Annotated in this window: 31 protein-coding genes and 1 tRNA gene; 10 read left to right on the top strand and 22 right to left on the bottom strand. The window is 67.6% G+C overall.

Annotated elements, in window-relative coordinates; all coding sequences use genetic code 11:
- Nucleotides 1-53: 53 nt before the first annotated feature.
- The 5 genes from BN2156_RS00245 to BN2156_RS00225 form a co-directional block, all read right to left on the bottom strand.
- The gene (locus tag BN2156_RS00245) at nt 54-1067 is read right to left on the bottom strand and encodes a LacI family DNA-binding transcriptional regulator (RefSeq protein ID WP_090509031.1); all 1014 of its coding nucleotides are present in this window, start codon (nt 1065-1067) and stop codon (nt 54-56) included.
- On the bottom strand, nt 1064-2407 hold the full coding sequence (locus tag BN2156_RS00240; protein ID WP_090509029.1) for an MFS transporter: 1344 nt from the start codon (nt 2405-2407) through the stop codon (nt 1064-1066). Before BN2156_RS00240 ends, BN2156_RS00245 begins: the two co-directional genes overlap by 4 nt.
- An 86-nt stretch (nt 2408-2493) precedes the next feature.
- Entirely contained in the window at nt 2494-3027 is a 534-nt protein-coding gene (ahpD, locus tag BN2156_RS00235; RefSeq protein ID WP_090509027.1) for an alkyl hydroperoxide reductase AhpD, read from the bottom strand.
- 2 nt (nt 3028-3029) lie between these two features.
- On the bottom strand, nt 3030-3617 hold the full coding sequence (locus BN2156_RS00230; protein ID WP_077741589.1) for a peroxiredoxin: 588 nt from the start codon (nt 3615-3617) through the stop codon (nt 3030-3032).
- Nucleotides 3618-3736: 119 nt separating this feature from the next.
- Entirely contained in the window at nt 3737-4387 is a 651-nt protein-coding gene (locus BN2156_RS00225) for a nucleoside/nucleotide kinase family protein (protein WP_090509025.1), read from the bottom strand.
- Between the two features lie 98 nt (nt 4388-4485).
- Between BN2156_RS00225 and BN2156_RS00220 the strand changes: the two genes are divergently transcribed.
- The 3 genes from BN2156_RS00220 to BN2156_RS00210 all read left to right on the top strand — a co-directional run bounded on the left by BN2156_RS00220 (nt 4486) and on the right by BN2156_RS00210 (nt 8410).
- A complete protein-coding gene (locus BN2156_RS00220) occupies nt 4486-5919 on the top strand; it encodes a neutral zinc metallopeptidase (RefSeq protein ID WP_090509024.1) in 1434 nt (477 codons plus the stop codon).
- Between the two features lie 26 nt (nt 5920-5945).
- Nucleotides 5946-6485 (top strand): DUF4333 domain-containing protein, encoded by a 540-nt coding sequence (locus tag BN2156_RS31075; protein WP_235625173.1) that lies wholly within the window; start codon nt 5946-5948, stop codon nt 6483-6485.
- A gap of 92 nt (nt 6486-6577) precedes the next feature.
- Entirely contained in the window at nt 6578-8410 is a 1833-nt protein-coding gene (locus BN2156_RS00210) for a fatty acyl-AMP ligase (RefSeq protein WP_090509023.1), read from the top strand.
- Nucleotides 8411-8441: 31 nt separating this feature from the next.
- Here the strand turns inward: BN2156_RS00210 and BN2156_RS00205 are convergent, their stop codons facing one another.
- The 3 genes from BN2156_RS00205 to BN2156_RS00195 are packed head-to-tail and all read right to left on the bottom strand — an operon-like array spanning nt 8442 to nt 10053.
- Nucleotides 8442-9188 (bottom strand): alpha/beta fold hydrolase, encoded by a 747-nt coding sequence (locus tag BN2156_RS00205; RefSeq protein WP_090509022.1) that lies wholly within the window; start codon nt 9186-9188, stop codon nt 8442-8444.
- A 33-nt stretch (nt 9189-9221) separates the two neighbouring features.
- Nucleotides 9222-9590 carry a SpoIIAA family protein gene (locus BN2156_RS00200; protein ID WP_090509020.1) on the bottom strand — a complete coding sequence of 123 codons (369 nt, stop codon included), beginning with the start codon at nt 9588-9590 and terminating at the stop codon, nt 9222-9224.
- 43 nt (nt 9591-9633) lie between these two features.
- Entirely contained in the window at nt 9634-10053 is a 420-nt protein-coding gene (locus tag BN2156_RS00195; RefSeq protein ID WP_210436555.1) for a hypothetical protein, read from the bottom strand.
- A 168-nt stretch (nt 10054-10221) separates the two neighbouring features.
- On the opposite strand from BN2156_RS00195, the gene BN2156_RS00190 reads away from it, so the two are divergent.
- Nucleotides 10222-10962: a potassium channel family protein gene (locus tag BN2156_RS00190; protein ID WP_090515262.1), complete on the top strand. Its 741-nt coding sequence runs from the start codon at nt 10222-10224 to the stop codon at nt 10960-10962.
- A 4-nt stretch (nt 10963-10966) separates the two neighbouring features.
- On the opposite strand, the gene BN2156_RS00185 is transcribed toward BN2156_RS00190, so the two are convergent.
- Nucleotides 10967-11050 (bottom strand) — tRNA-Leu (locus BN2156_RS00185).
- An 87-nt stretch (nt 11051-11137) separates the two neighbouring features.
- On the opposite strand from BN2156_RS00185, the gene BN2156_RS00180 reads away from it, so the two are divergent.
- Complete coding sequence (locus BN2156_RS00180; protein WP_090509015.1) at nt 11138-11518, top strand: hypothetical protein; 381 nt, start codon at nt 11138-11140, stop codon at nt 11516-11518.
- Nucleotides 11515-11877 (top strand): DUF3817 domain-containing protein, encoded by a 363-nt coding sequence (locus BN2156_RS00175; RefSeq protein WP_090509013.1) that lies wholly within the window; start codon nt 11515-11517, stop codon nt 11875-11877. The genes BN2156_RS00180 and BN2156_RS00175 overlap by 4 nt, the downstream gene beginning before the upstream one ends.
- Nucleotides 11878-11887: 10 nt before the next feature.
- Here the strand turns inward: BN2156_RS00175 and BN2156_RS00170 are convergent, their stop codons facing one another.
- Nucleotides 11888-12340: a MarR family winged helix-turn-helix transcriptional regulator gene (locus BN2156_RS00170; protein WP_235625172.1), complete on the bottom strand. Its 453-nt coding sequence runs from the start codon at nt 12338-12340 to the stop codon at nt 11888-11890.
- A 51-nt stretch (nt 12341-12391) separates the two neighbouring features.
- Between BN2156_RS00170 and BN2156_RS00165 the strand changes: the two genes are divergently transcribed.
- Entirely contained in the window at nt 12392-13618 is a 1227-nt protein-coding gene (locus BN2156_RS00165; protein ID WP_235625171.1) for a multidrug effflux MFS transporter, read from the top strand.
- 201 nt (nt 13619-13819) lie between these two features.
- Here BN2156_RS00165 and rdgB read toward each other — a convergent pair whose 3' ends face one another.
- From rdgB to clpS, 11 genes are all read right to left on the bottom strand, one after another.
- Complete coding sequence (gene rdgB, locus BN2156_RS00160) at nt 13820-14425, bottom strand: RdgB/HAM1 family non-canonical purine NTP pyrophosphatase (RefSeq protein ID WP_090509009.1); 606 nt, start codon at nt 14423-14425, stop codon at nt 13820-13822.
- A complete protein-coding gene (gene rph / locus BN2156_RS00155) occupies nt 14426-15205 on the bottom strand; it encodes a ribonuclease PH (RefSeq protein WP_003880216.1) in 780 nt (259 codons plus the stop codon). It abuts the gene before it with no gap.
- 17 nt (nt 15206-15222) lie between these two features.
- Nucleotides 15223-15990: a cyclic nucleotide-degrading phosphodiesterase gene (locus BN2156_RS00150; protein ID WP_090509007.1), complete on the bottom strand. Its 768-nt coding sequence runs from the start codon at nt 15988-15990 to the stop codon at nt 15223-15225.
- A gap of 64 nt (nt 15991-16054) precedes the next feature.
- On the bottom strand, nt 16055-16879 hold the full coding sequence (murI, locus tag BN2156_RS00145; protein ID WP_090509004.1) for a glutamate racemase: 825 nt from the start codon (nt 16877-16879) through the stop codon (nt 16055-16057).
- Nucleotides 16876-17595: a rhomboid family intramembrane serine protease gene (locus BN2156_RS00140; RefSeq protein ID WP_276020688.1), complete on the bottom strand. Its 720-nt coding sequence runs from the start codon at nt 17593-17595 to the stop codon at nt 16876-16878. The genes murI and BN2156_RS00140 overlap by 4 nt, the downstream gene beginning before the upstream one ends.
- Nucleotides 17555-18526 carry a cysteine synthase gene (locus BN2156_RS00135; protein ID WP_090508999.1) on the bottom strand — a complete coding sequence of 324 codons (972 nt, stop codon included), beginning with the start codon at nt 18524-18526 and terminating at the stop codon, nt 17555-17557. The genes BN2156_RS00140 and BN2156_RS00135 overlap by 41 nt, the downstream gene beginning before the upstream one ends.
- Nucleotides 18527-18536: 10 nt before the next feature.
- The gene (locus BN2156_RS00130; RefSeq protein ID WP_090508997.1) at nt 18537-18818 is read right to left on the bottom strand and encodes a MoaD/ThiS family protein; all 282 of its coding nucleotides are present in this window, start codon (nt 18816-18818) and stop codon (nt 18537-18539) included.
- A gap of 9 nt (nt 18819-18827) precedes the next feature.
- Nucleotides 18828-19244: a M67 family metallopeptidase gene (locus BN2156_RS00125; protein WP_090508995.1), complete on the bottom strand. Its 417-nt coding sequence runs from the start codon at nt 19242-19244 to the stop codon at nt 18828-18830.
- A 12-nt stretch (nt 19245-19256) separates the two neighbouring features.
- The gene (locus BN2156_RS00120; RefSeq protein ID WP_090515259.1) at nt 19257-20276 is read right to left on the bottom strand and encodes a P1 family peptidase; all 1020 of its coding nucleotides are present in this window, start codon (nt 20274-20276) and stop codon (nt 19257-19259) included.
- Between the two features lie 5 nt (nt 20277-20281).
- Nucleotides 20282-20860 (bottom strand): oxidative stress transcriptional regulator AosR, encoded by a 579-nt coding sequence (gene aosR, locus BN2156_RS00115; protein ID WP_090508992.1) that lies wholly within the window; start codon nt 20858-20860, stop codon nt 20282-20284.
- A gap of 6 nt (nt 20861-20866) precedes the next feature.
- On the bottom strand, nt 20867-21181 hold the full coding sequence (clpS, locus tag BN2156_RS00110; protein ID WP_090508990.1) for an ATP-dependent Clp protease adapter ClpS: 315 nt from the start codon (nt 21179-21181) through the stop codon (nt 20867-20869).
- A 65-nt stretch (nt 21182-21246) separates the two neighbouring features.
- Here clpS and BN2156_RS00105 point away from each other — a divergent pair, with 65 nt between their 5' ends.
- The 3 genes from BN2156_RS00105 to BN2156_RS00095 all read left to right on the top strand — a co-directional run bounded on the left by BN2156_RS00105 (nt 21247) and on the right by BN2156_RS00095 (nt 26131).
- Entirely contained in the window at nt 21247-22557 is a 1311-nt protein-coding gene (locus tag BN2156_RS00105) for a nicotinate phosphoribosyltransferase (protein ID WP_090508987.1), read from the top strand.
- Nucleotides 22554-24599 carry an ATP-dependent DNA helicase gene (locus BN2156_RS00100; protein ID WP_090508985.1) on the top strand — a complete coding sequence of 682 codons (2046 nt, stop codon included), beginning with the start codon at nt 22554-22556 and terminating at the stop codon, nt 24597-24599. Before BN2156_RS00105 ends, BN2156_RS00100 begins: the two co-directional genes overlap by 4 nt.
- Nucleotides 24600-24688: 89 nt before the next feature.
- The gene (locus BN2156_RS00095; protein ID WP_090508983.1) at nt 24689-26131 is read left to right on the top strand and encodes a neutral zinc metallopeptidase; all 1443 of its coding nucleotides are present in this window, start codon (nt 24689-24691) and stop codon (nt 26129-26131) included.
- A gap of 4 nt (nt 26132-26135) precedes the next feature.
- Here the strand turns inward: BN2156_RS00095 and BN2156_RS00090 are convergent, their stop codons facing one another.
- Nucleotides 26136-26861: an MspA family porin gene (locus tag BN2156_RS00090; protein ID WP_162839200.1), complete on the bottom strand. Its 726-nt coding sequence runs from the start codon at nt 26859-26861 to the stop codon at nt 26136-26138.
- Nucleotides 26862-26908 lie beyond the last annotated feature (47 nt).

Genomic DNA, 26908 nt, shown 5'->3' with positions numbered 1-26908 from the left:
ATGCGCGTAAGTAGATTGCCGTCTCGATCCCCGAAACACCGCCGAACCGCCGGTCAGGTGGAGTCGCGCGCGATCAGCGTCGCCACTTCCGCACTGCTCGGCTCGGCCTCGGCCGGGTATCCGAGCTCCGACATCATCGCGGCAACCGCGACATCGACGATCGCCTTGGCGTCAAAGGCCACCGAGGTCAGCGGCGGGGCGCTCACCGCACCGAGGTCGATGGCGTTGACCCCCATCACCGCCATGTCCTGTGGGCACCGCAACCCGGCCTGACGCAGGCCGTGCAGCACCACGAAAGCCGTCTCGTCGCTCTGCGCGCAGATCCCGGTCACCCCGTCGGCGGCCCAACGCTCGAGGATCTCGGCAGCGTTGGAACCGTCGGCGGCGAAGCTGGCCACGGTGATCTCGGGCAGCCCGCGCCGGGCGGCGGCAGCCCGCAGGCCCGCAAGCCAGTAGTCACCGAGGGGACGGAGTTCTTCATCGGTGGTGTACGCGAACGCCAGCCGGCTATGGCCACGCCCCGCGAGATGATCCACCCGCATCTCGCCGATGCTGGCGTCCAGCGAGCCGATCGCGTGCAGCTGCGAACTGCCCAGGTGGATCTGCGGGATGCCGGCCGCGGTCGCCGCCGCCAGCGCGTTGCCGGTCAGCGGGAAGGTGCTGGTCACCGCCATCGGGTTGAGATCGGCGATCGCGTCGACCACATTGCGGTCGTCCTCGGTTTCGAACTGCAAGGACAGCACGATGCCGTGCCGGGCCAGGGCCGTGGTGAGCCGGCTGCCCACCTCGATGGGCAGGTTGCCCAGCGAAAGCCGCCCGACGATGTAGAGCACCACACCGCTGCCGCCGACCGCGAGGTTGCGGGCGGCAAGGTTGGGCCGGTAGCCGAGATCGGCTGCCGCCTTGCGCACCGCAGCCTGCGTCTGCTCCGAGATACGTTGCCCTTGAACATTGTTCAGGACATAGCTGACCGTGGCTGTCGAGACGTTGGCCAGTCTGGCAACGTCCGCCTTGGTCGGGCGGAGCCCGGCATTCGATCCGGTCGGGCGTCCTCTTGTGGTGCTCACGGTGACATCGTGACACGTTGCTGATCGGAGGAGCCGTCTACGCCGCGCAGATCCCGGCCGGCACTCTCCCGCAAGGTCAGGACGGTGACCACCGAGATGACGCCGGCGGCAACGAGATAGAGCGCGGGCGCCAGGGTGTTGCCGGTGGCCGCGGTGAGCCAGGTGACCACATACGGAGTCGTCCCGCCGAACAGCGCCACCGCGATGTTGTAGCCGATCGAGAAGCCGCTGTAGCGCACCCGGGTGGCGAACAGTTCGACGCCGGCCGTCACCGCCGTCGCCACATAGACCGATTCGATGGCGGCCAGCAGGCAGTGTCCCGCGATGGCCGCCGCCACCGAGCCCGAATTCATCAGTAGGAAGAGCGGATAAGCGCACACGACGAACCCAGCCGACCCGGCCACCAGCAGCGGCTTGCGACCGATGCGGTCCGACAGCGCGGCCAGCGGCAGGATCAGGATCAGCGCTACCAGGCTGGCCAGGGTGATCGAGACGAAAGCCTGGGTCTTGCTGAAATGCAACGCCTTGATGAAGTACGTCGGCAGGAAGGTGAACACGACGTAGTAGCCGACGTTGAACACGATGAACAGCCCGATGACCTGCAGGATCGCCCGCCGGGCCGTCCCGATGGCTTCACGCAGCGGCGACGTGGCCACCCGGTCGGCCTCGTCGAGTTTGGCGAATTCGGGTGTGTCGTCGAGGCGCAGCCTGATGTACAGGCCAACCAGCCCGAGCGGTGCGGCCATCAGGAAAGGGATCCGCCAGCCGTAGCTCTCCATCGCGTCCGGCGGCAGAAACGCCTGCAACGCGGTCACGGTAACCGAACCCAGCAGAAAGCCCAGAACACCCGACCATGCGATGAAGGTGACAGTGAAACCGCGCGATCGGGTCCTCGCATACTCGGCGAGATAGACTGCGCCGCCTCCGTATTCGCCCCCGGCCGAGAACCCCTGCAGGCAGCGCAGCAGCAAGAGCAGCAGCGGGGCTGCCATCCCGATGGTGGCATAGGTCGGCAGGAGGCCGATGCCCAGAGTGGCGGCCGACATCAGCAGGATCACCACGGCCAGCACACGTTGGCGGCCCAGCCGATCCCCCAGCGGACCGAACACGAAACCGCCGAGGGGACGCATGAAGAACGCGGCGGCGAAGATCGCGAAAGTGTTGAGCAGCGCCGCGGTTTCGTTGCCGGACAGGAAGAAGTTGGCGGCGATGTAGGTGGCCAGGAAGCCGTAGATGGCGAAGTCGAACCACTCGACCGCGTTACCGATGGAGGCGCCGGTAATCGCCTTGCGCACCGTGGCTTCCGTATGGGGGGTGCCGGCGCCGTCCTTTTGTGCCATCAACAGAAAACTCGCCTCTCTGATCGCGAGAGGCGAGTTTATCCGTTGGGTTATGCGCGTAAGCCCCTTTCCGGAGGCTCAGGGCATCAGACCGCCGCGAGCGTTTCCGCGGTGAGCAGCGCCTGGGCCACCCCGGAGACGATCGACGCCAACCGGATGGCTTCGAAGATCGTCGTGCGGGACACCTCGGCATCGCGCAGTACGGTCTCGTGCGCCGACAGGCAGTGCGAGCAGCCGTTGATCGCCGACACCGCCAGCGACCACAGCTCGAAATCCGCCTTGGGCACACCTGGGTTGGCGATGATGTTCATCCGCAGCCCGGCCCGCAGGTCGTCGTACCGGCCGTCCAACTGGCCCTTCGTGCGGTAGAAGACGTTGTTCATCCCCATGATGGAGGCAGCGCCGAGAGCGCCGTTGTAGGCCTCCTCGCTGAGCACGTCGAGGGCGTCCTCGGAGATCTCCTTGAGCAGGCGCTGCGACTTGGTCGCCGCCGCGGTGGCCACCAGGGCGCCCCACAGCTGCTGCTCGGTGAGCTCGGTCGACTTGACGATGCTGCCGAAGTTGAGCTTGAGGTCCTTCGCGTACTCCGGCAGTGCTTCCTTGATGTTGTCGATGCTCATGATTAGACCGCCTCGGCCAACAGCTCGCCGGCGTCCAGGGTCGGGTCACCCTTCTTCCAGTTGCAGGCGCACAGCTCGTCGGACTGCAGTGCGTCGAGCACGCGCAGCACCTCGTCGACGTTGCGCCCCACCGAACCGGCGGTCACGGAGACGAACTGGATCTCGTTGTTGGGATCGACGATGAAGGTGGCACGGTCGGCGACACCGTCGGCGTTGAGCACGCCCGCGGCCTGCGAGAGCTCACGCTTGAGGTCGGAAGCCATCGGGAACGGCAGCTTCTTCAGATCCTCGTGCTGCGCACGCCACTGGAAATGCACGAACTCGTTGTCCACCGAGACGCCGATGACCTTGGCGTCGCGATCCTCGAAGTCCTCGTTCAGCTTGCCGAAAGCGGCGATCTCGGTCGGGCACACAAAGGTGAAGTCCTTGGGCCAGAAGAAGATGATCCGCCACTTGCCCTCGTCATCCTTGTTGGTGACGCGGGTGAAATAGTCATCGGGCTGCTTGGCGTCGACCTTGGACAGATCTCCGCCAACCACGGCCGTGAGGTCGTATTCCGGGAACTGAGAACCAATCGTCAAAAGCGCCATCGCAACCTATCCAATCTCGCATGATTTTCTGGAATGATTCCAGATTTACGATTCGATTCTGGCTGGCGGCAGATAGTTATAGCAACTCGATGGGCCGTGATAATCCACACAAAACCACGTCAGTGTGAGTCGGGCATCACGGCCGCGACCGGCACCACCAGATCGGCCCGAACCGCGGTGGCGGCCACCAACCTGGCGTTGGGTTCGTCGACCTCGGCAACCCACCGTCGCGCCGCATCCGCCCGCTTGCCGAACGTGACGTGACGGGCCACCAGACGCGCCACTCGCACCTCGTCTTGCAGTGCGCAGTACCAGGTTTCGTCGACCTGATCGGCCACCGCCGACCACTCCGGAACATCGAGCAGCAGATAATTGCCCTCGGTGAGCACCACCGCGGTGTCGGGGAACACCGGGATGGCGCCGGCGATCGGCTGCTCGACATCACGCTCGAAGCCCGGCGCGTAGACCACCTCGCCGCCCGCCCGGATACGGCGCAACAGCGCCGCGTAGCCGGCAACGTCGAACGTGTCGGGCGCGCCCTTGCGATCCAGCCGCCCCAACCGGCGCAGTTCCACATCGGCGAGGTGAAAACCGTCCATCGGCAGGTAGGCCACCGCCTCGGCGCCGAGCCGGGCCCGTGCCGCGCCCACCAATGCCTCGGTCAACGTGGACTTGCCCGCCCCGGGCGCTCCCGTGATCCCGATGATGGCCGTCCCCGGCGCCGCGGCGCGGGCCAGCACCCGGGCCAGCAGATCATCGAACGTGCACATAGCGCTGTCATTGTCGCCCAGGTCAGCAACGGCCGATGCCGAACGTCCGCACGACCAGGTAGAACTGGCTGGGGTGTAACGCACGGAAGGCGGCTCAAGTGGCGAGGCTTCGCTGGTGGCTCGGTCTGGCCTGTTGTGCGGTGCTGCTTGCGGGGTGCGGGAACGCCACTCTGGTCGGCGGCCGGGCTACCTCGATGCTGTTCCTGCCCGACCGGGTCGGCGGCCTGCCGGTGACCGACGGCCACAGCGGCACCCGGCCCGACGCACCGGGGCCCACGCGCCGGGCCGAGAACACCGACGGCGGCCAGATCGACGACCTGGCCCTGCTCGCCATCGACGACATCGAGGATTTCTGGTCGCAGAACTACACCGGTGGTTCGTTGCCGGGAACGTTCACCCCGGTGGCCCGCCTGGTGTCGTTCAACTCCGACGCCTCCCCCGGGCTCGAGATCTGCGGCGAGAACACCGCCGGGTTGACCAATGCGTTCTACTGCTTGAAGAGCGATGTGATGGCCTGGGACCGCGGCGTGGCGATTCCCGTTGCGGCACAATACTTCGGCCAGATGGGCGTGGTCGGGGTGATGGCCCACGAGTACGGCCATGCCGTACAGCAACAGGCCCGGCTGATCAACGAGAGCACGCCCGTGCTGGTGGCCGAGCAACAGGCCGATTGCCTCGCCGGGGTCTACCTGCGCTGGGTGGCCGCGGGCCACTCACCGCGCTTCGAGCTGAGCACCGGCGACGGGCTGAACCACGTGCTGGGCGGCCTCATCTACATCCGCGATCCCCTGATGACCCGGGTCGACGCCACCCTCACCGGCAACGAGCACGGGTCGGCACTGGACCGGGTCAGCGCGTTCCAGATCGGCTTCAGCGGCAACGTCGACCAGTGCGCGGCGATGGACTCCGACGAGATCAAGAAGCGCCGCGGCGATCTGCCGAAGTTCCTCGACTTGTTCGGCGGAGCGCAGAGCGCGAACAGCACGATCACCACCGATCTGCTGGACCAGACCATGCAGTCGCTGCAGCAGGTCTACGCGCCCTCGAACCCGCCGACGCTCAGCACCGAAGCCACCGCCTGTCCCGACGCCGGGCCGTCGCCACCGGCGTCCTACTGTCCGGCGACCAACACCATCGTGGTGGATCTGGACGGGCTGAAAGCCTTGGGGGAAGCCAGGAACGAGAACGACGAGCAAGAGCTTCTGCAGGGCGACAACTCCGCGATCTCCGTACTGACATCACGGTATGCGCTGGCCGTGCAGCACGAGAAAGGCCTTGCGCTCGACACCCCGGTGGCCGCCATGCGCACCGGCTGCCTGACCGGCGTGGGACAGGCCAGGATGGCCGAGCCGGGCCTGCCGATCACGCTGTCCGCCGGTGACACCGACGAGGCAATCAGCAGCCTGCTCACCAACGGCCTGGCTGCCAGCGACGTCAACGGCCGGGTGCTGCCGGCCGGATTCACCCGGATCCTGGCCTACCGGTCGGGCCTGCAAGGTGATGACAAGCAGTGCTACCAACGGTTCGCGTGAGCGATGAGCCGAGTCGAGGAGAGCCGATGAGCGGTCCCGAGCAACCCTGGTGGGCGCGACCGGGCGGCGCACCCCTGCCGGGTGGCACGCCGCAACCGGGCACTCGGCCCGCGGGGCCACCGCCGGCTGCGCGACGGCCACCGCCCCCACCACCACAACACCCTGCGCGGCCCGCGCCGCCGCCGCAGCGCGCACCGCAACCGCCGTCGCAGACCAAGCCCAAGCCCAAGTCCTCCGATCGCCGCCTGTTCATCGGCGCGGCCGTCGCCGTCGTGGCCGTCGCGGTGATCGGTTCGGCGGTGTGGGCGTGGAGCCAATCGGATGGCCACGGCACCCGGCTGGACGTCCGCCAGGCCGAGACCGGGGTGGCGCAGATCCTGTCCGATCCGATCAACGGCTACGGGGCCAACCGCGTCACCGCGGTGGCATGCAACAACGGCGACGATCCGGTCGTGCGGGCGGGCGCGACGTTCACGTGCGCCGTCGAGATCAACGACACGTTGCGTCGGGTGATCGTGGAATTCACGGACAATAACGGTACTTATGCAGTTGACGGGCCCCGATAGAGAGACGCACGACACATTGTCGGCAGCCCGTGACAACCCACACCCGACCACGCTGCCAGGCTTTATTAGAGCCGCTATTAGTCTTACGGGTTATGGGTCGGGATCCCGCTGCAACCAGTGCTGTTGATTCGTCGGCGTCGAACATCGAGAACTACGTTCGCGACGACGGCACGATTGTCGTACCCGACGGGGTCACACTGACGTCGTTCCTGGATCGCAACCGGTTGATCTACGGGGACGAGCCGTCCTACCGGTTCCTCGACTACTCATCCGATCCCGATGGCCGTGCCGTCGAGCTCAGCTGGAACGCCCTGTGGTCGCAGGTGTGCGCGGTCGGCGCCCGGCTGCAGCAAGTCACCCAGCCCCGTGACCGGGTGGCAATCCTGGCCCCGCAGGGTGTCGAGTACGTGGCGGCGTTCTTCGCCGCCGTGCATGCCGGCAACGTCGCGGTGCCGCTGTTCGCCCCGGCTCTGGCCGGTCACGCCGAGCGACTGGCCGCGGTGCTGGCCGACGCCAAGCCGACAGTCGTGCTCACCACGACCTCTGCGGCCGAATCGGTGCGCACCTTCATCAAGACGCTGCCGGCCGCCGAGCGTCCCCGCGTGATCGCCGTCGACGCGGTCCCGGACACGCTGGCCGAGATGTACGTCAGCCCAGCGGTCGACAGCGACGACATCGCCTACCTGCAGTACACCTCGGGGTCGACCCGCACGCCGGCCGGCGTGGAGATCACCCACCGCAACGTGTGCACCAACGTCATCCAGATGATCCTCGCCGGGGACCTGGACACCGGTATCCGCAGTGTCAGCTGGCTGCCGCTGTACCACGACATGGGCCTGATCATGATCATGTTCCCGGCACTGTGTGGTGGTCACATCAGCCTGATGGACCCGATGGCGTTCGTCCGCCGCCCCTACCGCTGGATCAAGCGGCTGGCCGAGGAGGCTGCCCACGGCCGCACCTTCGCCGCTGCCCCGAACTTCGCCTTCGAGCTGGCCGCCGAGCGTGGCCTGCCGCCTGAGGGTGAAACGCTGGACATGACCAACGTGGTGACGCTCCTCAACGGATCCGAGCCGGTCACCATGGCCGCGATCGAGAAGTTCACCTCAGCGTTCGCCCCGTACGGGCTCCCGGCAACCGCGATCAAGCCGTCCTACGGCATGGCCGAGGCCACCCTGTCGGTGGCCAGCATCGCGCCGAGCGCTGCGGCCACCGCGGTGCATCTCGACCGCGACGAGCTCAGCGCCGGCCGCGCGGTGATCGTCGCCCCCACCGACGAGGGCGCGGTGGCCCACGTGTCCTGCGGCCAGCCGATCCCGAACCAGTGGGCGGTGATCGCCAGCAGCGACGGCGACGAGGTCTCCGATGGCACCGTCGGAGAGATCTGGTTGCACGGCAACAACGTCGGCCAGGGCTACTTCGGCCGGGCCGACGAGAGCGAGCGCGTGTTCGCCAACAAGCTGCAGACCCGGCTCACGACCGGTAGCCACGCCGACGGCGTGCCGGACAACGGCCACTGGCTGGCCACCGGCGACCTCGGGGTCTACCTCGACGGGGAGCTGTACCTGACCGGCCGGATCAAGGACATGATCCTGATCGACGGACGCAACCACTATCCGACCGACATCGAGACCACGGTGAGCGCGTCGTCACCCGCCGTGCGCTCGGGCTATGTCGCGGCGTTCTCGGTGGTCGGTGACCGCGGTGAAGAACTCGTGATCGTCGCCGAGCGGGCCGCCGGGGCCGGCCGTGCCGAGCCCGAACCCATCGTCGAGGCGATCCGGGCGGCCGTGTCACGCCACCACCAGATCCGGGTGGCCGACGTGCGGATGGTCGCCGCCGGCGTGATCCCTCGCACGACGAGCGGCAAACTGGCCCGGAATGCTTGCCGCGCTGAGTATCTGAGCGGGAAGTTCAACAAGTAGTCTCGGCTCTCCCCTGCCCGACGGGCCGGGGTCAGCCGAGTGACTCCCAGAACTGCGAAAGCGCCGCCGCGCCGCAAGCCGGGTCGCTCACCATCCACCAGTGATCCAGGCCGTCGAGCACCGCCGTGGAGGCACCGGCCCGGCCGGCCAGCCCGCGCCGAATCTGCTCTGACCCGACATACGGATCCGCGGTGGCCAGCAGTGAGAGACCCGGGCGAGCACTCGCTCGCTCCAACCCCCCGCCCGCTTCGGCCATGTCGCCGGGCTGTCCTGCCGAGCGGTACAACTGCAGTGTCGCCCAACCCATCTCCGGACCTTGAGCGCGCGCCATCGAGGCGGCGATGTCCTCAGGGAGCAATGCGGCCCATACCGCGGTCCGGTCTTCGACGGTTCCGCCCAACATGTTCTCGACGAGCCGCTCACCCTTGCCGGGTGTTCGCCACACCTCGGCGATGTCAGGCCACACGTAGTCACGGTCGAACACTCCGACAATGTCACTCGCCCAACTGCGAACCAGCTCAGGCCGGTGCATCATCACGTTCACCACATGCACGCCACCCCAGTCGTGTCCGACAAGGTCGACCGGCTCATCGAAGGCCTCGAGCTCGCGTTCCAACCAGTCGCGGTAGGCCAGGTACGTCGCCGAAAAACCGTCGGGCAGCGGAGCCCCGAACCCGGGCGGCGACAACCGCACGACGTCTCGGCGGCCGAGCGCGCCGACCAGTGGTCCCCAGATCGCGTCGGTCTCCGGATTACCGTGCACCAGAACGATCGTCATGACCGACATCGTGACACGGCAGGCCCGCAGACCTCAGGCCGCTGCCCACTCCTTGGCCGCGTCGAGTTCGCCGAGCCCGAACACCTTGATCTCACCCGGGATCATCCACGCGAACGCATGCATCGCGTGCGCGACCCACTCCATATCGGAGACGACGGCGATCCGTTTGAACGCCGAATGATGGCGGAACAGCGCACCGAAGCCGAGCTTCAAATCCTCCACGAGCCCGCCGCTGCCGAACCCCTCATAGTCCGCTGAGATGACCTCGACGATCCGGATCTCACCGGTCTGGAGCAATTCGTCCATCGTCGGCCGGAATTCGCGTAGGTCGTCACCGCGGACTCGGCCCGACACCCGGATACCGAACACACCCTCGGGCATGTCGGGAAGTACTTCGATCATCGGTTCTCCTCCCGTCTGACACCTCGAGTCTGCCCCGGTCGCCTCAGGAGCGTGACGACTCCCAGAGGCGTGTTACCTCCGAGGGCACGTTCTCGGGTTTGACGCCGGCGCGGGTCCACCCGCCCTGGCTGCCGGGAGCGATCCGGTAGACCCCGGCGTCGCCCGAATACACCCACAGCTGTTCGGGTTCGGTCGGCAGCCAGGTGATCATCACGCCGTTGCGCGCGCTGTAGGACGAATGGTCGTGGAACACCTCTTTGCCGGCCTTGTCCCGAACCACCACGGCCCAGGGCGCGTCCCCGTTCTCTTCCTGACCCGGCTCGGCAAAGGCGGTATAGGTGCCCGACGGCGATGCCTGGGCGTGGCCGGGGGTGACCGTCTGCGCCGCGGAGTCATCGCCTTTGCCGCAACCCACGGCAATCACCATCACTGCCAGGACAATTGCGACTATCCGCTTGCTCACGTGTATCGATTCCTCCCGCGCTGACGACGACTGCCGTATGCCGTGAACGTGCCGGCGAGATGGAACGATACGGCCTGGCCGGCAGGACCGACCAGCAGGTCGGTGGGGAGATTCGGCGGGGTTGCCCGAGCCCGTTTGCGCTATGTGTCGCACACTTTTGCGGTGACGATGCAGCGCCTCGACAGATGGGAAGCCCGCGCCGAGTGGCCGCTGGCCTCGGTGGCAGCAGTGTTCCTCGCCGCATATTCGGTGGAGGTGCTGGTGCAGCCCCACGGGCTGGCAGCCCGGGCCGTCGAGTTGGCGACCTGGCTCACCTGGGCCGTGTTCACCGCGGACTATGCGGCCCGGATGTATCTGGCCGACGACCGCAAGCACTGGTTCCGCACCCACCTCGTCGATCTCGCGATCGTGATTCTGCCGCTGCTGCGGCCGCTGCGGTTGTTGCGCCTCATCGTCCTGATCGGCGTGATCCAGAAAGCCGTCGGGCATGCGATCCGCGGCAAGGTCATCCTCTACACGATCTCGGGCGCGGTCCTGTTGGTCTACGTGGCGTCGCTGGCCGTGCTGCAGGCCGAGCGCGGCCACCCCGATGCCCACATCACCGACTTCGGCCAGGCGGTCTGGTGGGCGATCACCACCATCACGACCGTCGGCTACGGAGACATGTACCCGGTGACCACGACGGGACGAGTCATCGCCGCGCTGTTGATGATCGGCGGGATCAGCCTGGTCGGTTCGATCACCGCGACGATCGCGTCGTGGATCGTGCAGAGCGTCGCTGACGACGACGCTGCCACTGCGGCCGTGACCGCAGCGCACATCAATGAATTGCGGGCCGAGATCGCGTCGCTGCGGGATGAATTGCGGGCGCCGGCCGTCGAGGGCTCGGGACCCGACCACCGACCGTGAAGAGTGCGGGCGGTGGGACTCGAACCCACACGTTCTTTCGAACACCGGCACCTAAAGCCGGCGCGTCAGCCAATTGCGCCACGCCCGCATGGAGCGCGCTCAGCCTACCGCAAGGCCGCCACCGCTCACCTCGACACATTCGTCGCCCCCGAGACCCGCGCCGTACCATGGACGAATGTCCACTACACGGCGTAGGAGACCGGCGCTCATCGCACTGGTCTGCCTTGGCGCCGCCGGCTGCCTGGCGCTGGCGTGGTGGCAGTGGACGCGGTACGAGTCGGCCTCGGGCACCTTCCAGAATCTGGGCTATGCCCTGCAGTGGCCGATGTTCGCGGGATTCTGTTTCTACGCCTACTACAAGTTCGTCCGTTACGAGGACGCGCCGCCGGAACGGCCCAGCGGCGATGTCACCGAGATCCCCGCGGGCCTGCTGCCCGAACGGCCCAAGCCCGCGGCCGCGGACGGCGGCGACCAAGAACTCTCCGAGTACAACGCCTACCTCGCCGAGCTGGCCAAGTCCGACCAGTCCGAGAAGAAAGACAGGACCGATAGATGACCACACCAGAACCGGGCACCGAGGTCACGCCGCCTGTTTCGACGCCCAAGGAGACCATTCGCAAGGCCCTGCTGGGCTACCGCGTGTTGGCTTGGGCGACGGGTATCTGGCTCATCGCGCTGTGCTACGAGATGGTGCTCAAGTACATCGTGCAGGTGGACAACCCGCCGAGCTGGATCGGCATCGTGCACGGCTGGGTGTACTTCATCTACCTGATGTTCACGGCCAACCTCGCGGTCAAGGTTCGCTGGCCGATCGGCAAGACCATCGGTGTGCTGCTCGCGGGCACCATTCCGCTGCTGGGCATCATCGTCGAGCACTTCAACACCCTGGAGCTGAAGAAGCGCTTCGAGCTCTAGGCTCCAGCGGCTATGCCATCGAGGCCAGCCGCTGAAGTAGCGGCCCGGCTTTGACCAAGGTCGCCACCTCCTCTTCAGTCATCTGCGCGAACTGCTCGCGGATGCCGGCGGTCCAGGCGGCGTCGATCAACTTCTTGTGTTCGGTGGCCCTGGCTGTCAGATGCAGCCGAATGCAGCGGCGGTCCTGGTCGTCGGGCGTGCGGTCGATCAGACCGCGCTCAACCAGCTTCCGTACCGTGGTGCTGACATTGCTGGGCTGCAGCGCCAGCACCTGTGCGGTCTCGGACACACTGATCCCCGGGTGGTCGCCCACCGTGCGGATGACTTCGAACTCCGAGTGCGGCAACGGTTCCAGACCGACCTGCTTCTCGCCGAACCGCCGTAGTGACCAGACCAGCGTCCGCACGGCCGCCGCGGTGTCACGCACATCACGTATCGCTTCGGGTACTCGTGTGGCCGCCACGTCCGCTATATTACATATAACTTTATACATAAATCTTCGATCCAAGGCCTTATGACTACTCGAACCACAAATGCCGAGACGACGCCCGAGACGCCTGCACTGCCGCTGAGTTGGCTGGGCGTGCTTGCGCTGCTGACCGCCGTGGCGCCGTTGTCGATCGACATGTATCTGCCCGCCTTCCCGGCAATGGCCGCCGAGTTCGGAACATCGGCCTCGGCCGTTCAGTTCACCCTGACCTCGTTCATGGTGGGCCTGGCCAGCGGGCAGTTGATCATCGGTCCGCTCTCCGACCGATTCGGCAGGCGCCCCCTGATGCTCGCGGGCACCTTGGTCTGCATCCTGGCCGGCGTGGCCTGCGCGCTGGCTCCGAACATCGCTGCGCTGACGGCATTCCGCTTCGTGCAGGGATTCAGCGGCGCCGCCGGCGTCGTGCTGAGCCGTGCCGTGGTGGCCGATCGCGCACATGGCGCCGTGGCCGCCCGTGCCTTCAGCCTGATGATGATCATCAACGGTGCCGCACCGGTGCTGGCGCCGCTCATCGGTGGATCGCTGATGGGCCTGATCGGCTGGCGCGGCATCTTCTGGATTCTCGCCGGGCTCGCCGTCGCGATGTTCCTCGGCGTGGTCGCAGTGCTTCCCGAGACCCATCCGCAGGACCGGCGCCACACCGGCGGCGTGACTGCCATGCTCCGCGATGCGCGGTCGGTGCTGACCAACCGCGGCTACATCGGCTACACACTGGCCTTCGCGTTCGGCTTCACGGTGATGTTCGCCTACATCTCGGCTTCACCGTTCGTGCTGCAGAACGTGCTCGGCCTCTCCCCGTTGCATTATTCGTTCGCCTTCGCCGCCAACGCCGCGGGCATCGTGATCGTGAATGCCGTCAACGCCAGAATCGTCGGCCGTTTCGGCCAGCGCAGGCTGCTGCACCTGGGGATCGGCCTGCTCGTCCTGTTCTCGGTCCTGCTCTTGGTGGACGCCCTGCTCGGCCCGGTGCTGTGGGCCTCATTGCTGCTGCTGTGGGGCGCGGTCGCGAGCCTGGGCCTGGTCGCCGCCAATGCCACATCGCTGGCCCTCGATCAGGTCCGCCATGCGGCCGGCACCGGGTCTGCGGTCCTGGGCGCGTTGCAGTTCGGCCTGGCCGCTGTCGTGTCGCCGATAGTCGGCCTCGGCGGTGACCACACCGCCCTGCCCATGGCCGTGGCCATGGTGGCCAGTGCCTGCATCGGCGCGGCAGCACTCCTGCTGACCCGCCGCTCACAGGCTGTCGCGGTCTGACTCGACCCGCTTTGTCACGCCAGCGTGGCCCCCGAACTTGGGAGCCACTCCAGCGTGGCAACGACTGGGCCGCAGTCGATTCTGTGCACGCTAGCGTGACACTCGGGCGCGACAGCCACTCCAGCGTGACAAACGAGCGGCGTGACAAACGAGCGGTGCGCCAAACGAGCAGCGCGACAAACGCACGCCGTGGCGAGCCGGCTAAGCCCCGGCCAGTTCCCGCAGCGCCGGCACCAGCAACGCCAGCGCCCGGCCGCGGTGTGATGCCGCGTCCTTCTCCGCCGGCGAGAGCTCGGCGGCCGTCTTGTCGGACCCTGAAGGCAGGAAGACGGGGTCATACCCGAACCCGCCGTCGCCGCGCGGCGAACGGGTGACCGTCCCGGGCCACTCCCCCCGCACCACGGTCGATCCAGCCGAAGACACCAGGGCGCACGCGGACACGAACGCCGCCCCGCGCCGCTCGTCGGGCACATCGGCCAGCTGCCCCAGGAGCAACGCGGTGTTCGCGGCGTCGTCCCCGTGCTTGCCGGACCACCGCGCGGACAGCACGCCGGGCATTCCGTTCAGCGCGTCCACGGAAATGCCGGAATCGTCTGCCACACAAGCCAATCCGGTGGCTCGAAAGCCATCGATGGCCTTGGCCAGTGCGTTGTCCTCGAACGTCGCACCGGTTTCGGGTGCCTCGTCGTAGGCGGCCACGTCGGCCAGCGACAACAACTCCAGCCCGACTACTCCGGCGGCATCCAGCACTCGACGCAGCTCTTCCAGCTTCTTGGCGTTACGGCTGGCCACGAGAAGTGCGGGCACTCAGCTACCGAACGCTTTCTTGGGAGCCGGCCCTTCGGGCAGCACGCCCGGATACGGCAGTTCCAGTGCCTCGCGCTGGATCACGAACAACTGCTCGCACGCTCCGAGCGCGGCATCGAGCATCTTGTCCAGCGTGGACCGCGGGAAGGTCGCGCCCTCGCCGGTGCCCTGGATCTCCACCAGGGTACCGGTGTCGGTGGCGACGACGTTCATGTCGACCTCGGCACGGGAGTCCTCGACGTAGGGCAGGTCGACGCGGACGCGGCCGTCGACCACACCCACCGACACCGCCGCGATCGCGCAGGACAGCGGCCGTGGGTCGGAAAGCCGCCCGGCCGCAGCCAGATACGTCACGGCATCGGAGAGCGCGACATAGGCGCCGGTGATCGCCGCGGTGCGGGTTCCGCCGTCGGCCTGCAGCACATCGCAGTCGATGGCGATCGTGTTCTCCCCCAGCGCGCCGAGGTCGATGCAGGCGCGCAGTGAGCGCCCGACCAGACGGCTGATCTCCTGCGTCCGCCCACCGACGCGACCCTTGACCGATTCCCGGTCCGAGCGGTCGTGCGTGGCGGCCGGCAACATGGCGTATTCGGCGGTCAGCCAGCCCTGCCCGGAACCCTTGCGCCAGCGCGGCACGCCTTCGGTGACCGAGGCGGTGCACATGACGCGGGTCTGGCCGAACTCCACCAGTACCGAGCCGGCGGGATGCGATGTGAAACCGCGGGTGATGGTTACCGGACGCAGCTCGTCGTCGAGACGACCGTCTTCTCGCTTGGACACCCGCCAACCCTAGCGGGTCAGCCCCGGGTGACGTCGAAGGTCTCGCCGCAGACCACCGCGTGCACCGGACCGTCGAACTCGGCCTTGGCCTCGCTGATCACGTCCTCGCGTGAGGTCCACGGCGGGATGTGGGTCAGCAGCAGTTCACCGACACCGGCGGCCGCGGCGGCGCGGCCTGCCTCGGTGCCCGACAGGTGCAGCTTGGGCGGGCGCGACGGGTCATGTGTCCACGACGCCTCACACAGGAAGACGTCGGCTCCGCGGGCCAGTTCGACGAGTGCGTCGCAGTATCCGGTGTCGCCGCTGTAGACCAGGGTCGCCCCGGACGGATCGGTGAAACGCATGCCGTAGGACTCGGTGGGATGACACACCAACCGCGGCGTGACGTTGAGCGTGCCCAACTGCACCGGGGAGCCGTCCTCCCAGTTGCGCACCTCGAAGATGTCGGTGAAGTCGTCGATCTCACCGCCCTCGGGTGAGGACGCCGCACCCAGCCGGGCCCACGTGTTGGCCGGCCCGTACATCAGCCCACGTTCGGTGGCCGGGATCGGGTGATACCGCCGCCAGACGAACAGCCCGGGCAGATCCAGACAGTGATCGGCATGCAGATGCGACAGCAACACGTTGACCGAATTCGGGTCGGCATAGCGCTGCAACGCACCCAGGACGCCACCGCCGAAGTCGACGACCATCGGAACCGTGTCAGGTGCGGTGACGAGATAGCCAGAGGCTGCCGAATCCGGGCCGACAACGCTGCCGGAGCACCCCAGGATGGTCAATCGCACAGTGTCTAGCTTGCCATGCCCGGAGTGCGCGTTGCCAAGACATCGCCGGTTTGGGCGACGGAGATCATTTTCCGGAGCCTGCGTGACGTCGGACCTGCCGCGCGCCGTCCAACCCGGGCCCCAGGAAGCGGGCCGCCAGGCCGGTGAATGCCTCGGGATCTCCGGTCGCCTCGAACACCCGTTGCGCCGGACCGGATTCGTGTGGCTTCAGCAAATCGAGCTCGGTGAGCACCCTGAGCAGATCCTTGGCGGTCTCCTCGGCCGAAGACACCAGCGTGACGTTGTCGCCCATGGCCAGCTGGATGAGCCCGGACAGCATCGGATAGTGCGTGCAGCCCAACACCAGGGTGTCGACCTCGGCCCGCTGCAGTGGCTCCAGATAACCCTCGGCCAGACCGAGCACCTGACGGCCGCTGGTGACCCCGCGTTCGACGAAGTCGACGAACCGCGGGCAGGCCACCCCGAACACCTCGGTGTCGCGCGCGGCGGCGAACGCATCCTGATAGGCGCCAGAGGCGATCGTGGCGGCGGTGCCGATCACCCCGATGCGCCCGTTGCGGGTGGCGGCCACCGCGCGCCGCACGGCGGGCAGGATCACCTCGACCACCGGCACCGGCGAGTAGCGCTCGCGCGCATCGCGCAGGCAGGCCGACGACGCGGTGTTGCATGCGATCACGAGAGCCTTGACGCCGCGGGCCACCAGGTCGTCGCCGATGGCCAACGAGTGGGCCCGGATCTCGGGGATTGTCAGCGGCCCGTAGGGACCGTTGCCGGTGTCTCCGACGTAGATGATGTCCTCGTCGGGCAGTTGGTCGATGATCGCGCGGGCCACGGTCAGTCCGCCCACGCCGGAGTCGAAGATGCCGACGGGTGCCAGTTGTTCGCTCATGCGGTCAATTGGTTGGGCCTTTTGCGCGCTTCCCGTGCCTTGCGCTCCGGTCCGGACAAGAGGTACGCCGCCACCACACCGGCGATGGCCCCGCTCAGGTGGCCCTGCCAGGACACCCCCGCATTGCCGGGCAGCACCCCGAACAGGACGCCGCCGTACACGAACAACACGACGATGCCGATCACGATCTCCCACACGTTGCGGGTGAAGAACCCGAACACGATCAGGAAGGCCAGCCAACCGAAGATCAACCCGGAAGCGCCGATGTGGGTGCTCGTGCACTGCACGGTCACGTAGGGGCAGTGCAGGCCGATGTTGCCGATCAGCCACGTGCCGAAGCCGCCGACTATCCAGATGATGGCGGTCGCGGCGATGAAGCGCCCCATGCCGGCCAGGGTCATCAGGAAGCCGAGCACCAGGGCGGGCACCGTGTTGGCGATGAGATGCGGCCAGCCGCCGTGCAACAGGGGCGCCCACAGGATGCCCCAGAGTCCGTCGGTCTGCAGGGGCCGGATGCCATCCTGGTCGAGGCGGTGACCCATGACGGTGTCCACGATCTCGATCGCGTACAACAACGCCACGAAGCTGACGATCGTCAGGCCGCCGACCACCCACGCCGGCCGCTTCTTCGGTTCGGTGGACGAGGGTAGACCTGGGTTCGTCACGCCTGCCCGCTCACGCCCATAGCTGCCCCTCCAACGCGTCCTCTGCGTCATCAAGGCTACCGGCGTAGGCACCGGTGGACAGATACTTCCAGCCGGCGTCGGCGACCACGAAGGCGATGTCGGCGCGCTCACCGGCCTTGATGGCCTTGGCGCCCATACCGAGTGCCGCGTGCAGGACCGCGCCGGTGGAGATGCCGGCGAAGATGCCTTCGCGGGTCACCAGATCGCGGGTGCGTTTGACCGCGTCGTAGGAACCCACCGAGAACCGCGTGGTCAGCACGTCGGGGTCGTACAGCTCGGGGATGAATCCCTCATCGATGTTGCGCAGCGCGTACACGCCCTCGCCGTAACGCGGTTCGGCAGCCACGATCTGCACACCCGGGACCTGCTCGCGCAGGAATCGGCCGGTGCCCATCAGCGTGCCGGTGGTACCGAGCCCGGCGACGAAGTGGGTGATCTCGGGCAGATCGGCCAGCAGCTCCGGGCCGGTGCCGTAGTAGTGCGCGTCGGTGTTGGCCGGATTGCCGTACTGGTACAGCATCACCCACGAAGGGTTCTCTGCCGCAAGCTCTTTCGCGGTCGCCACGGCGGTATTGGAACCACCTTCGGCCGGGCTGAAGATGATCTTCGCGCCGTAGAGTTCGAGGATCTGCCGCCGCTCGATGGAGGTGTTCTCGGGCATCACGCAGATCATGTTGTAGCCCTTGAGCATCGCGGCCATCGCCAGCGAGATTCCGGTGTTGCCGCTGGTGGGTTCCAGGATCGTGGCCCCCGGGCTGAGCAAACCGTCACGCTCGGCCTGCTCGATCATGCGCAGCGCCGGCCGATCCTTGATCGAGCCGGTCGGGTTGCGGTCCTCGAGCTTGGCCCACAACCGCACGTGCGGCCCGTCCGGGCCGTCCTCCCACCGGGGCGACAGGTGCTGCAGCCCGACCAACGGGGTGTTGCCGAGTGCCTGCAGCAGCGAGTCGTATCTGGTCATGACCTGCCCGTCACCCTCCTGCCACGGCAGGCAGGATCGTCACGGAGTCGCCGTCGGTGATCGCGGTGTCCAGGCCGCCGGAGAACCGCACGTCCTCGTCGTTGACGTAGATGTTGACGAAGCGGTGCAACTTGCCCGGATTGTCGGGGTCGACGAGGCGACCGCTAATCCCGGAGTAGTTGGCCTCGAGATCGGCGATCACCGCCTGCAGGGTGTCGCCGGAGGCGCTGACGCGCTTCTGCCCGTCGGTGTGCGGACGCAGGATGGTCGGGATCGAAACGGTTACTGCCATGAGGTCTCCTTAGGTGTACTGCTCGACGATAGTGACGGGTTCTTCGGTGACGACGCCGTCGACGATGCGGTAGCTGCGCAGTTCGTGCTCTTGCGGGTCCCGGGTGGAGATGAGCACATAGTGGGCATCCGGCTCGGAGGCGTAGGAGATGTCGGTGCGGCTCGGGTAGGCCTCGGTCGCGGTGTGTGAGTGGTAGATGACAATCGGAGCGTCACCCGCATCTTCTAACGCACGCCACACCTTGAGCTGCTCCCCCGAATCGAATCGGTAGAACGTCGGGGAACGCTCGGCGTTGACCATCGCGATGAACCGGTCCGGCCGATCGGAGCCCTCCGGCCCGGCGATCACCCCACACGCCTCGTCAGGGTGGTCGGCGCGGGCATGCGCCACCATCGCCTCGACGAGATCCCGGCGGATCACCAGCACGTCACAACTCCTTCATTCGAACGCTCCCGGCAACATGTCACGGTAGGTCGGTATTCCGGCCACCGGCTCGGCGGCCAGTAGCCCGACCAGCACGGCGCGGGCCAGACAATCGGCCGCGGCCGCCCCGACCCGGGTGACCAGTGCGGTCTCCGGTGACATCGCGACCGGCGTTTTCTCGTCGGGTTCGACGGTCACCGCGCCGGTCGCCAGCGCAAACACCGTATCGCCATCCAACGGGGTGTGACACGGCGAGATGGTCCTGGCCAACCCGTCGTGTGCGGCGACGGCCACCCGGCGGCACCCGGCCGGGCTCAGCTCGGCATCGGTGGCGACCACCGCGATGGTGGTGTTCAGCGGGCCGATCTCGCGGTGGCGGTCGGCGTACGCGGCGAGCTGATCGGCAGGCGGGGCGATGAGCCCGAACTCCTCGATCATCCGCGCCATCCAGGGCAGACCGGTGGCCGGATCGATCACATCGCCGGCGGCGTTGAGCACCACCAGGGCACCGACGGTCACCCCGCAATCCAGGGTCACCGAGGCGGTACCAACGCCGCCCTTGAGCACCCCGGCCCGCGCACCGACCCCGCCGCCGACGGTACCCAGCGCGAACTCGGTGGACGCCGCCGAGGCCGCCGCGTAGCCGAACTCGGCCGTCGGCCGGTTGGCCCAGCCGCCCACCGGCAGGTCGAAGATCACCGCGGCGGGCACGATCGGCACCACGCCGCCGTCCATCGCCACGCCGCGGCCCTGCTCCTCCAGCCAGGTCATCACACCGTCGGCAGCTGCCAGCCCGTAGGCGCTGCCGCCGGTCAGCACCACGGCATCGACGTGGCGCACGGTGTTGATCGGGTCGAGGAGATCTGTCTCGCGGGTGCCGGGGGCACCGCCGCGACCGTCGACGGCGCCGACCGTGCCGGGCGGGGTGAGCACGACGGTTGATCCCGACGCCCATCCCGAGCCGAGCGTCACGTCGGGGTCGATGCGGTGATGGTGGCCGACCAGGATGCCGCCGATGTCGGTGATCGAACCCATCACGCTTATCTCCCCATCAGGCCGAGAACGAGGTACTCCTGCAGCACGGTCAGCCACTGGTAGACGTCGAGGTGTCCGGCCATCGGGTGCTCGGCAGGCAACTGCTCGGGCCCCCGCGGACCGATGTCGAGCATGGTGCCCAACGCCAACCGGATGTCGTTGACGGCCGCGGCCCACGCCTCGGCGTCGGGCTCGGTCAGCTCGAACTTGCCGCCACCATCCGGGATGGTGTCCAACAACCGTTGAGCCGCTTCACGTTTGGCGCCGATGATGGCCGGTTCGTGCAGACCGCGCAGCGCACTGTTGAGACTCTCGGCGGTACCGGAGCCGGCCGGGTGCTCGGTCTGCGGCCGATAGAAATCCGGGAGCAGACGCTTCATGGTGGCGTCCTCGGGCGGCTGGGGATTGCCGGTCTTCATCCCGGTGATCATCTCGAGTTCGTCTGTGGGTCCTGACGATCCACGCTCGTCGAGCATCCCGAGCATCGAATTGCCCAGGCTCGACAACAACGCCGCCTCGTGGGCCTCCAACGCCGAGCGCAACCGCAGACCGTCGGCGGTCTCGACCCGTTTCCATTTGCGCACAGTCGATCAGCGGTCCTGCTGCATGGTGGCCCACAGCCCCGCGGCGTGCAGTTTGGACACGTCGGTTTCCATCGACTCGCGGCTGCCTGCCGACACCACGGCCTTGCCCTCGTTGTGCACCTGCATCATGAGTTTGGTGGCATGCGGCTCGCTGTATCCGAACAGTTTCTGGAACACGTAGGTGACATAGGTCATCAGGTTGACCGGATCGTCCCAGACGATGGTCACCCACGGGCTTTCGGTGGCTGAATCTTCCCGGGGCGACACACCCACACTGCGCTCTTCACGGGTCCCCGGTCGGGCCTTCGCCGGTGTAACCATGGGCCCACAATACCGGCAGGGGAGCCGCGATATTGAAGCAGCCGCGAACAGCTACGGTTGCTGGTGTGACCGTCGCGCTGCTCACCGACAAGTACGAGCTGACGATGCTCGCCGCCGCGCTGCGCGACGGCACAGCGCACCGCCGCACCACGTTCGAAGTCTTTGCCCGTCGGCTGCCCGAGGGGCGCCGTTATGGCGTGGTCGCCGGCACCGGCCGCTTTGTGGAAGCGTTGGCGGAGTTCACGTTCATCCCCGAAATGCTCGACGAACTCTCCGATTTCCTGGACCCGGCGACATTGGAATTTCTGTCGAACTACCGGTTCAGCGGTGACATCGACGGCTACGCCGAGGGAGAGCTCTACTTCCCCGGCTCGCCCGTGCTGTCCGTGCACGGGACCTTCGCCGAGTGCGTGGTCCTGGAGACGCTCGTGCTGTCAATCCTCAACCACGACACGGCGATCGCCTCGGCAGCGGCCCGGATGGTCAGCGCCGCCCACGGCCGGCCCATGATCGAGATGGGCTCGCGCCGCACCCACGAGCAGGCCGCCGTCGCCGCGGCCCGCGCGGCCTATCTCGCCGGGTTCACCGGATCGTCGAATCTGGCCGCCCAGCAGCGTTACGGGGTGCCGGCGCTGGGCACCGCGGCGCACGCCTACACGTTGGTGCACACCACCGAGTCCGGCCCCGACGAGCAGGCGGCGTTCCGTGGCCAGGTGGCAGCCCTCGGCGTCGGCACCACCCTGCTGGTGGACACCTATGACATCACCGCGGGCGTGGTCAACGCGATCGCGGCGGCCGGTCCGGAACTGGGCGCGGTGCGCATCGACTCCGGCGATCTGGGTGTACTGGCCCGCCAGGTGCGCCAGCAGCTCGACGAGCTCGGCGCCACCAGTACCAAGATCGTGGTCTCGGGCGATCTGGACGAATTCGCGATCGCCGCCCTGGCGGCCGAGCCGGTCGGCAGCTACGGTGTCGGCACCTCGGTGGTCACCGGGTCGGGCGCGCCGACCGCGGGCATGGTCTACAAGCTGGTCGAGGTCGACGGGATGCCGGTGGCCAAGCGCAGCAGCCACAAGGAATCCCACGGCGGCCGCAAGCAGGCCGTCCGGCTCGCCAAGGCCTCGGGCACGATCGTCGAAGAAGTGGTCTACCCGTACGGCGAGGAGCCGGTGGAGACATCGGGGCTCACCGCCCGGCCGCTCACCGTGCCGCTGGTGACCGGCGGCGTCCCCGTCGGAAGGCCCCACCCCGCCACCGAACTGGCCGCCGCGCGTGAGCGGGTCGCCGCCGGGCTGCACAGCCTGCCGTGGGACGGGCTGAAACTGTCCCGCGGCGAGCCGGCCATCCCCACCCGGGTCGTGCCACCCAGACCATGACGACCAAAGCGAAGCCATCCCGCGAGGTGGCCAACGTGGTGACCAACCTCCTCAAGATCGCCGTCACAGGGCTCGGCGGGGCCAGCCGTCCGGGCCAGGTGGAGATGGCCGAGGCGGTCGCCAACGCCTTCGAGTCCGGGGAACACCTGGCGGTGCAGGCCGGGACCGGCACCGGCAAGTCGCTGGCATATCTGGTGCCGTCGATCGCCCGCGCGCTGCAGACCGAACAGCCGGTGGTGGTCTCGACGGCCACCATCGCCCTGCAACGTCAGCTCGTCGACCGTGACCTGCCCCGACTGGTGAACTCACTGGCCGACGCATTGCCCCGCAAGCCCGCGTTCGCGTTGCTGAAGGGCCGGGGGAACTACCTGTGCCTCAACAAGATTCACAACGGAGCGACCGAAGAACCGGCGGACCTTCCCCAGGTCGAGCTGTTCTCCCCGATGGCGGTCAGCGCCATGGGCCGCGACGTGCAGCGGCTCACCGAATGGTCCTCGGACACCGAGACCGGGGACCGCGACGAACTGGTTCCCGGTGTGCCGGACCGGTCCTGGTCCCAGGTCAGCGTGTCGGCGCGAGAGTGCATCGGCGTATCGCGCTGTCAGTTCGGCACCGACTGCTTCGCCGAGCGGGCGCGCGAGAAGGCCGGTGCCGCCGACGTCGTCGTCACCAATCACGCCCTGCTGGCCATCGACGCGCTCTCCGACTTCTCGGTGCTGCCCGAGTACGAGCTGCTGGTGGTCGACGAGGCCCATGAGCTGGCCGACCGGGTCACCGGGGTGGCCACCGCCGAACTGTCGGCGACGTCCATGGCGGTGGCGCACCGCAGGATGTCACGACTGGTCGATGATGAACTGGCGCAACGCTTCGAGGCCGCCGTCGCGACGCTGTCCTCGCTGCTGCACGAGCTCGACGCCGGCCGCATCGACGTGCTCGACGAGGAACTGGGCATCTACCTGACCGCACTGCGCGACGCGGCGAACGCGGCGCGCACCGCAATCGATACCAGCCCCAGCGACCCGCAGGCCGCCTCGGCCCGCACCGAGGCCGTCACCGCACTCAACGACGTCAGCGATACCGCCACCCGCATCCTCACGTCGTTCGTCCCACCCATCCCCGACCGCGTCGACGTGGTCTGGGTGGCACGGGAAGAAAGCGCGAACGCCACCCGGGTGATCATGCGGGTGGCCCCGATGTCGGTGTCGGGCCTGCTGCGAACGAGATTGTTCGCCAACACCACCGCGGTGTTGACCTCGGCGACGCTGACCCTCGGCGGCAACTTCGATGCGATGGCCCGCAACTGGGGCCTGGGCGGCGTCGCCGACGCCGATGGGCCGGCAAAACCGGGCGCGGCCGGCGCGCCCGCCAAACCGGGCTGGCGCGGCCTGGACGTGGGATCCCCATTCGACCACGCCAAATCCGCGATCCTGTACGTGGCCAAGCATTTGCCGCCGCCCGGACGGGACGGCACCGATAGCCGGACACTCGACGAGATCGAGGGCCTGATCACCGCTGCCGGGGGGCGCACCCTGGGCCTGTTCTCGTCGATGCGCGCGGCCAAGGCCGCCGCCGAGGTCATGCGCGAGCGACTGTCCACCCCGGTGCTGTGTCAGGGCGAGGACACCACTTCCGCTCTGGTTCAACAGTTTTCCGACGACCCCGAGACATCGCTGTTCGGCACGTTGTCGCTGTGGCAGGGCGTGGACGTACCAGGGCCCTCATTGTCCCTGGTACTGATCGACCGGATTCCGTTTCCCCGTCCCGACGATCCGTTGCTGACCGCCCGCCAGCGGGCGATCAGCGCCCACGGCGGCAACGGTTTCATGGCGATCGCCGCCAACCACGCCGCGCTGCTTCTGGCCCAGGGCACCGGCCGGCTGCTGCGCCACACCGACGATCGCGGGGTGATCGCGGTGCTGGACTCCCGGCTGGCGACCGCCCGCTACGGCGGCTACCTGCGTTCGTCATTGCCCCCGTTCTGGTCCACCACCGACCCTGACCGGGTGCGTCAGTCGCTGAAGCGGCTTCGGGGAGCGGGCTGATATCGCACCCTGCGCACCGCGAGTTAACTAGTGTGTGCGGCATACCCGCGCGGACAGTTGGCCGCCAGAGTGCACCGGAAGGCAGCAATATGAGCCGACGCACCCTGTTCGGTATCGCGCTCGCGGTGTGCACGGCGGTGTCATTGACCGCGTGCGCATCTCTGGTCGGCGGCACGCCGGTGTCGGTGTTCAGCGATCCGTTCTCGGTTGCCGGCATGCCGGCCACCGATGGGTCCAGCGGGTTGCGTCCCGATGCCGAGAAGCCCTCGCGCGAGGTCGACGACACCGACGGGGGCAAGAGCGACAATCTGGCCGCCAGTGCCGTCAGTGACCTCGAGGACTTCTGGTCGAGTGCGTACTCGCAGGCGTTTGACGGCGAGTTCCAACCGGTGCGCGCGCTGATCTCCTGGGACGCCGAGAGTTTCGACGGAGAATTCTGCGGTATGGAGACCTACGGACTGGTCAATGCCGCGTTCTGCAAACCGGATCGGACCATCGGCTGGGACCGCGGTGTGCTGATACCCGGCCTGCGCCGGCAGAACGGCGACATGGGCGCGGTCATGGTGCTCGCGCACGAGTACGGCCATGCGATCCAGCAGCAGGCCGGGCTGATCAGCCGCAGTACACCCACCCTGGTCGCCGAACAGCAGGCGGACTGTCTGGCCGGCAGCTACATGCGCTGGGTGGCCGAAGGTGATTCGCCCCGGTTCACGCTCAGTACCGCCGACGGGCTCAACAACCTGCTGGCCGCGGTGATCGCGTTCCGGGACCCACTGCTGACCGAGGCCGAGGCCCAGATGGGCATCGACGAGCACGGGTCGGCGTTCGAACGGATCTCGGCATTCCAGTTCGGGTTCACCGACGGGCCCGCGGCGTGTGCCGCGATCGACGTCAAGGAGATCGACCAGCGGCGCGGCGATCTTCCGGTCCTGTTGCCGGAGGACCAGAGCGGCGACCTGGACATCACCGAGCGCTGGGTCCGCTCGATTGTCGACGCGCTCAACATCACCTTCAAGCCCGCCGATCCCCCGCAGCTCGACTTCCGGCCCGACGCCGCCGTGGACTGTCCTGGTGCGCGACCCAGCCCGCCGGTTTCCTACTGTCCTGACACCAACACGATCGTGGTCGATCTGGCCGAATTGCAGTTGCTTGCCGAACCGTCCGAGGACGTCGATGTCGGCGACCTCGCCGGCGGTGACAACACCGCTTTCTCGGTGCTGATCTCGCGCTACACCCTGGCCCTGCAGCATGCCCGCGGCCTGGTGCTGGACAACGCCGAGGCGGCGCTGCGCACGGCCTGTCTGACGGGCGTGGCCACGGCCAAGATGATCAAACCCGTCAACCTGCCCAACGGTGACACGATCCTGCTGACCGCCGGCGATGTCGACGAGGCGGTGTCGGGCATCCTCACCAACGGGTTGGCGGCCAGCGACGTCAACGGTGAATCGGTGCCCTCGGGCTTCGCCCGCATCGATGCCTTCCGGGTCGGCATCCTCGGCGACGAGGACCGCTGCCTCAAACGGTTCGCGTGACCGCTCAAACCACCTTGGTGGTGCCGTACCAGGCCAGCACGGCCTCGGACTCATCGGTCGAGCGGGTCAGCACCGCATAGGACCGGATGAATGACTGGCCCACACAGCCGTCGATCTTCACCCGGAAGTTGCTGATCATCACCCAGGGCTCCGTGCCCTTGAATTCCTTCTCGGTCACCGGGATGAGGTTGATGATGCCGGGTTTGAGTCCGACGGTGATACCGCCGCCGATGTTGGAGCCGACGCCCGGCAGGATTCCCTCGGGCCATGGTGTGACCACGTCGGTGCCGAGAATTCCGACGGACGAGTTGAGCCCGAGGGTCCCGGTCAGCGCGACGCCGTTGGAGGTGCTCATGTCGATGCCGCAGCCGATCTGATAGCCAGCCTCCAGAGTGCCGCCCGGCTTGTCGCCCCCGTCGGGGCCGACCATCGAACCGCGGTAGGTACCACCGACGACATATTCGCGAGAGGAGATCGCGGTGGTCAGAGGTGGCACCGTCGCCTGCGTCTCGTCACTGGCCGACACCGTCAGGTTCCAGCCATCCGGGGTCTTGAGGTGGGCCGGCGGAGTCGACTCGACGATGTCGGCGGGGGCAGGTTCGCCCGGTGCGGGCGCCACGTCGGCGACGACCTCGACCTCGGGGACGGCGGGATCGGCCCAGGCCGGCGTCACCGACGCCGCGCAGGCCACCGACACTGCGGCGAGCAGTCCGAACGAGCGAATGAACACAGGCGGCCTCCCGTTACGGTTCCCCGCGGGAACGTATCGCCACGTTC

Source organism: Mycolicibacterium neworleansense, from assembly GCF_001245615.1.
GTDB classification, from domain to species: domain Bacteria; phylum Actinomycetota; class Actinomycetes; order Mycobacteriales; family Mycobacteriaceae; genus Mycobacterium; species Mycobacterium neworleansense.
Note: the sequence above shows the minus strand (reverse complement) of the source record. Positions and strands in the feature narration are given on the sequence as shown.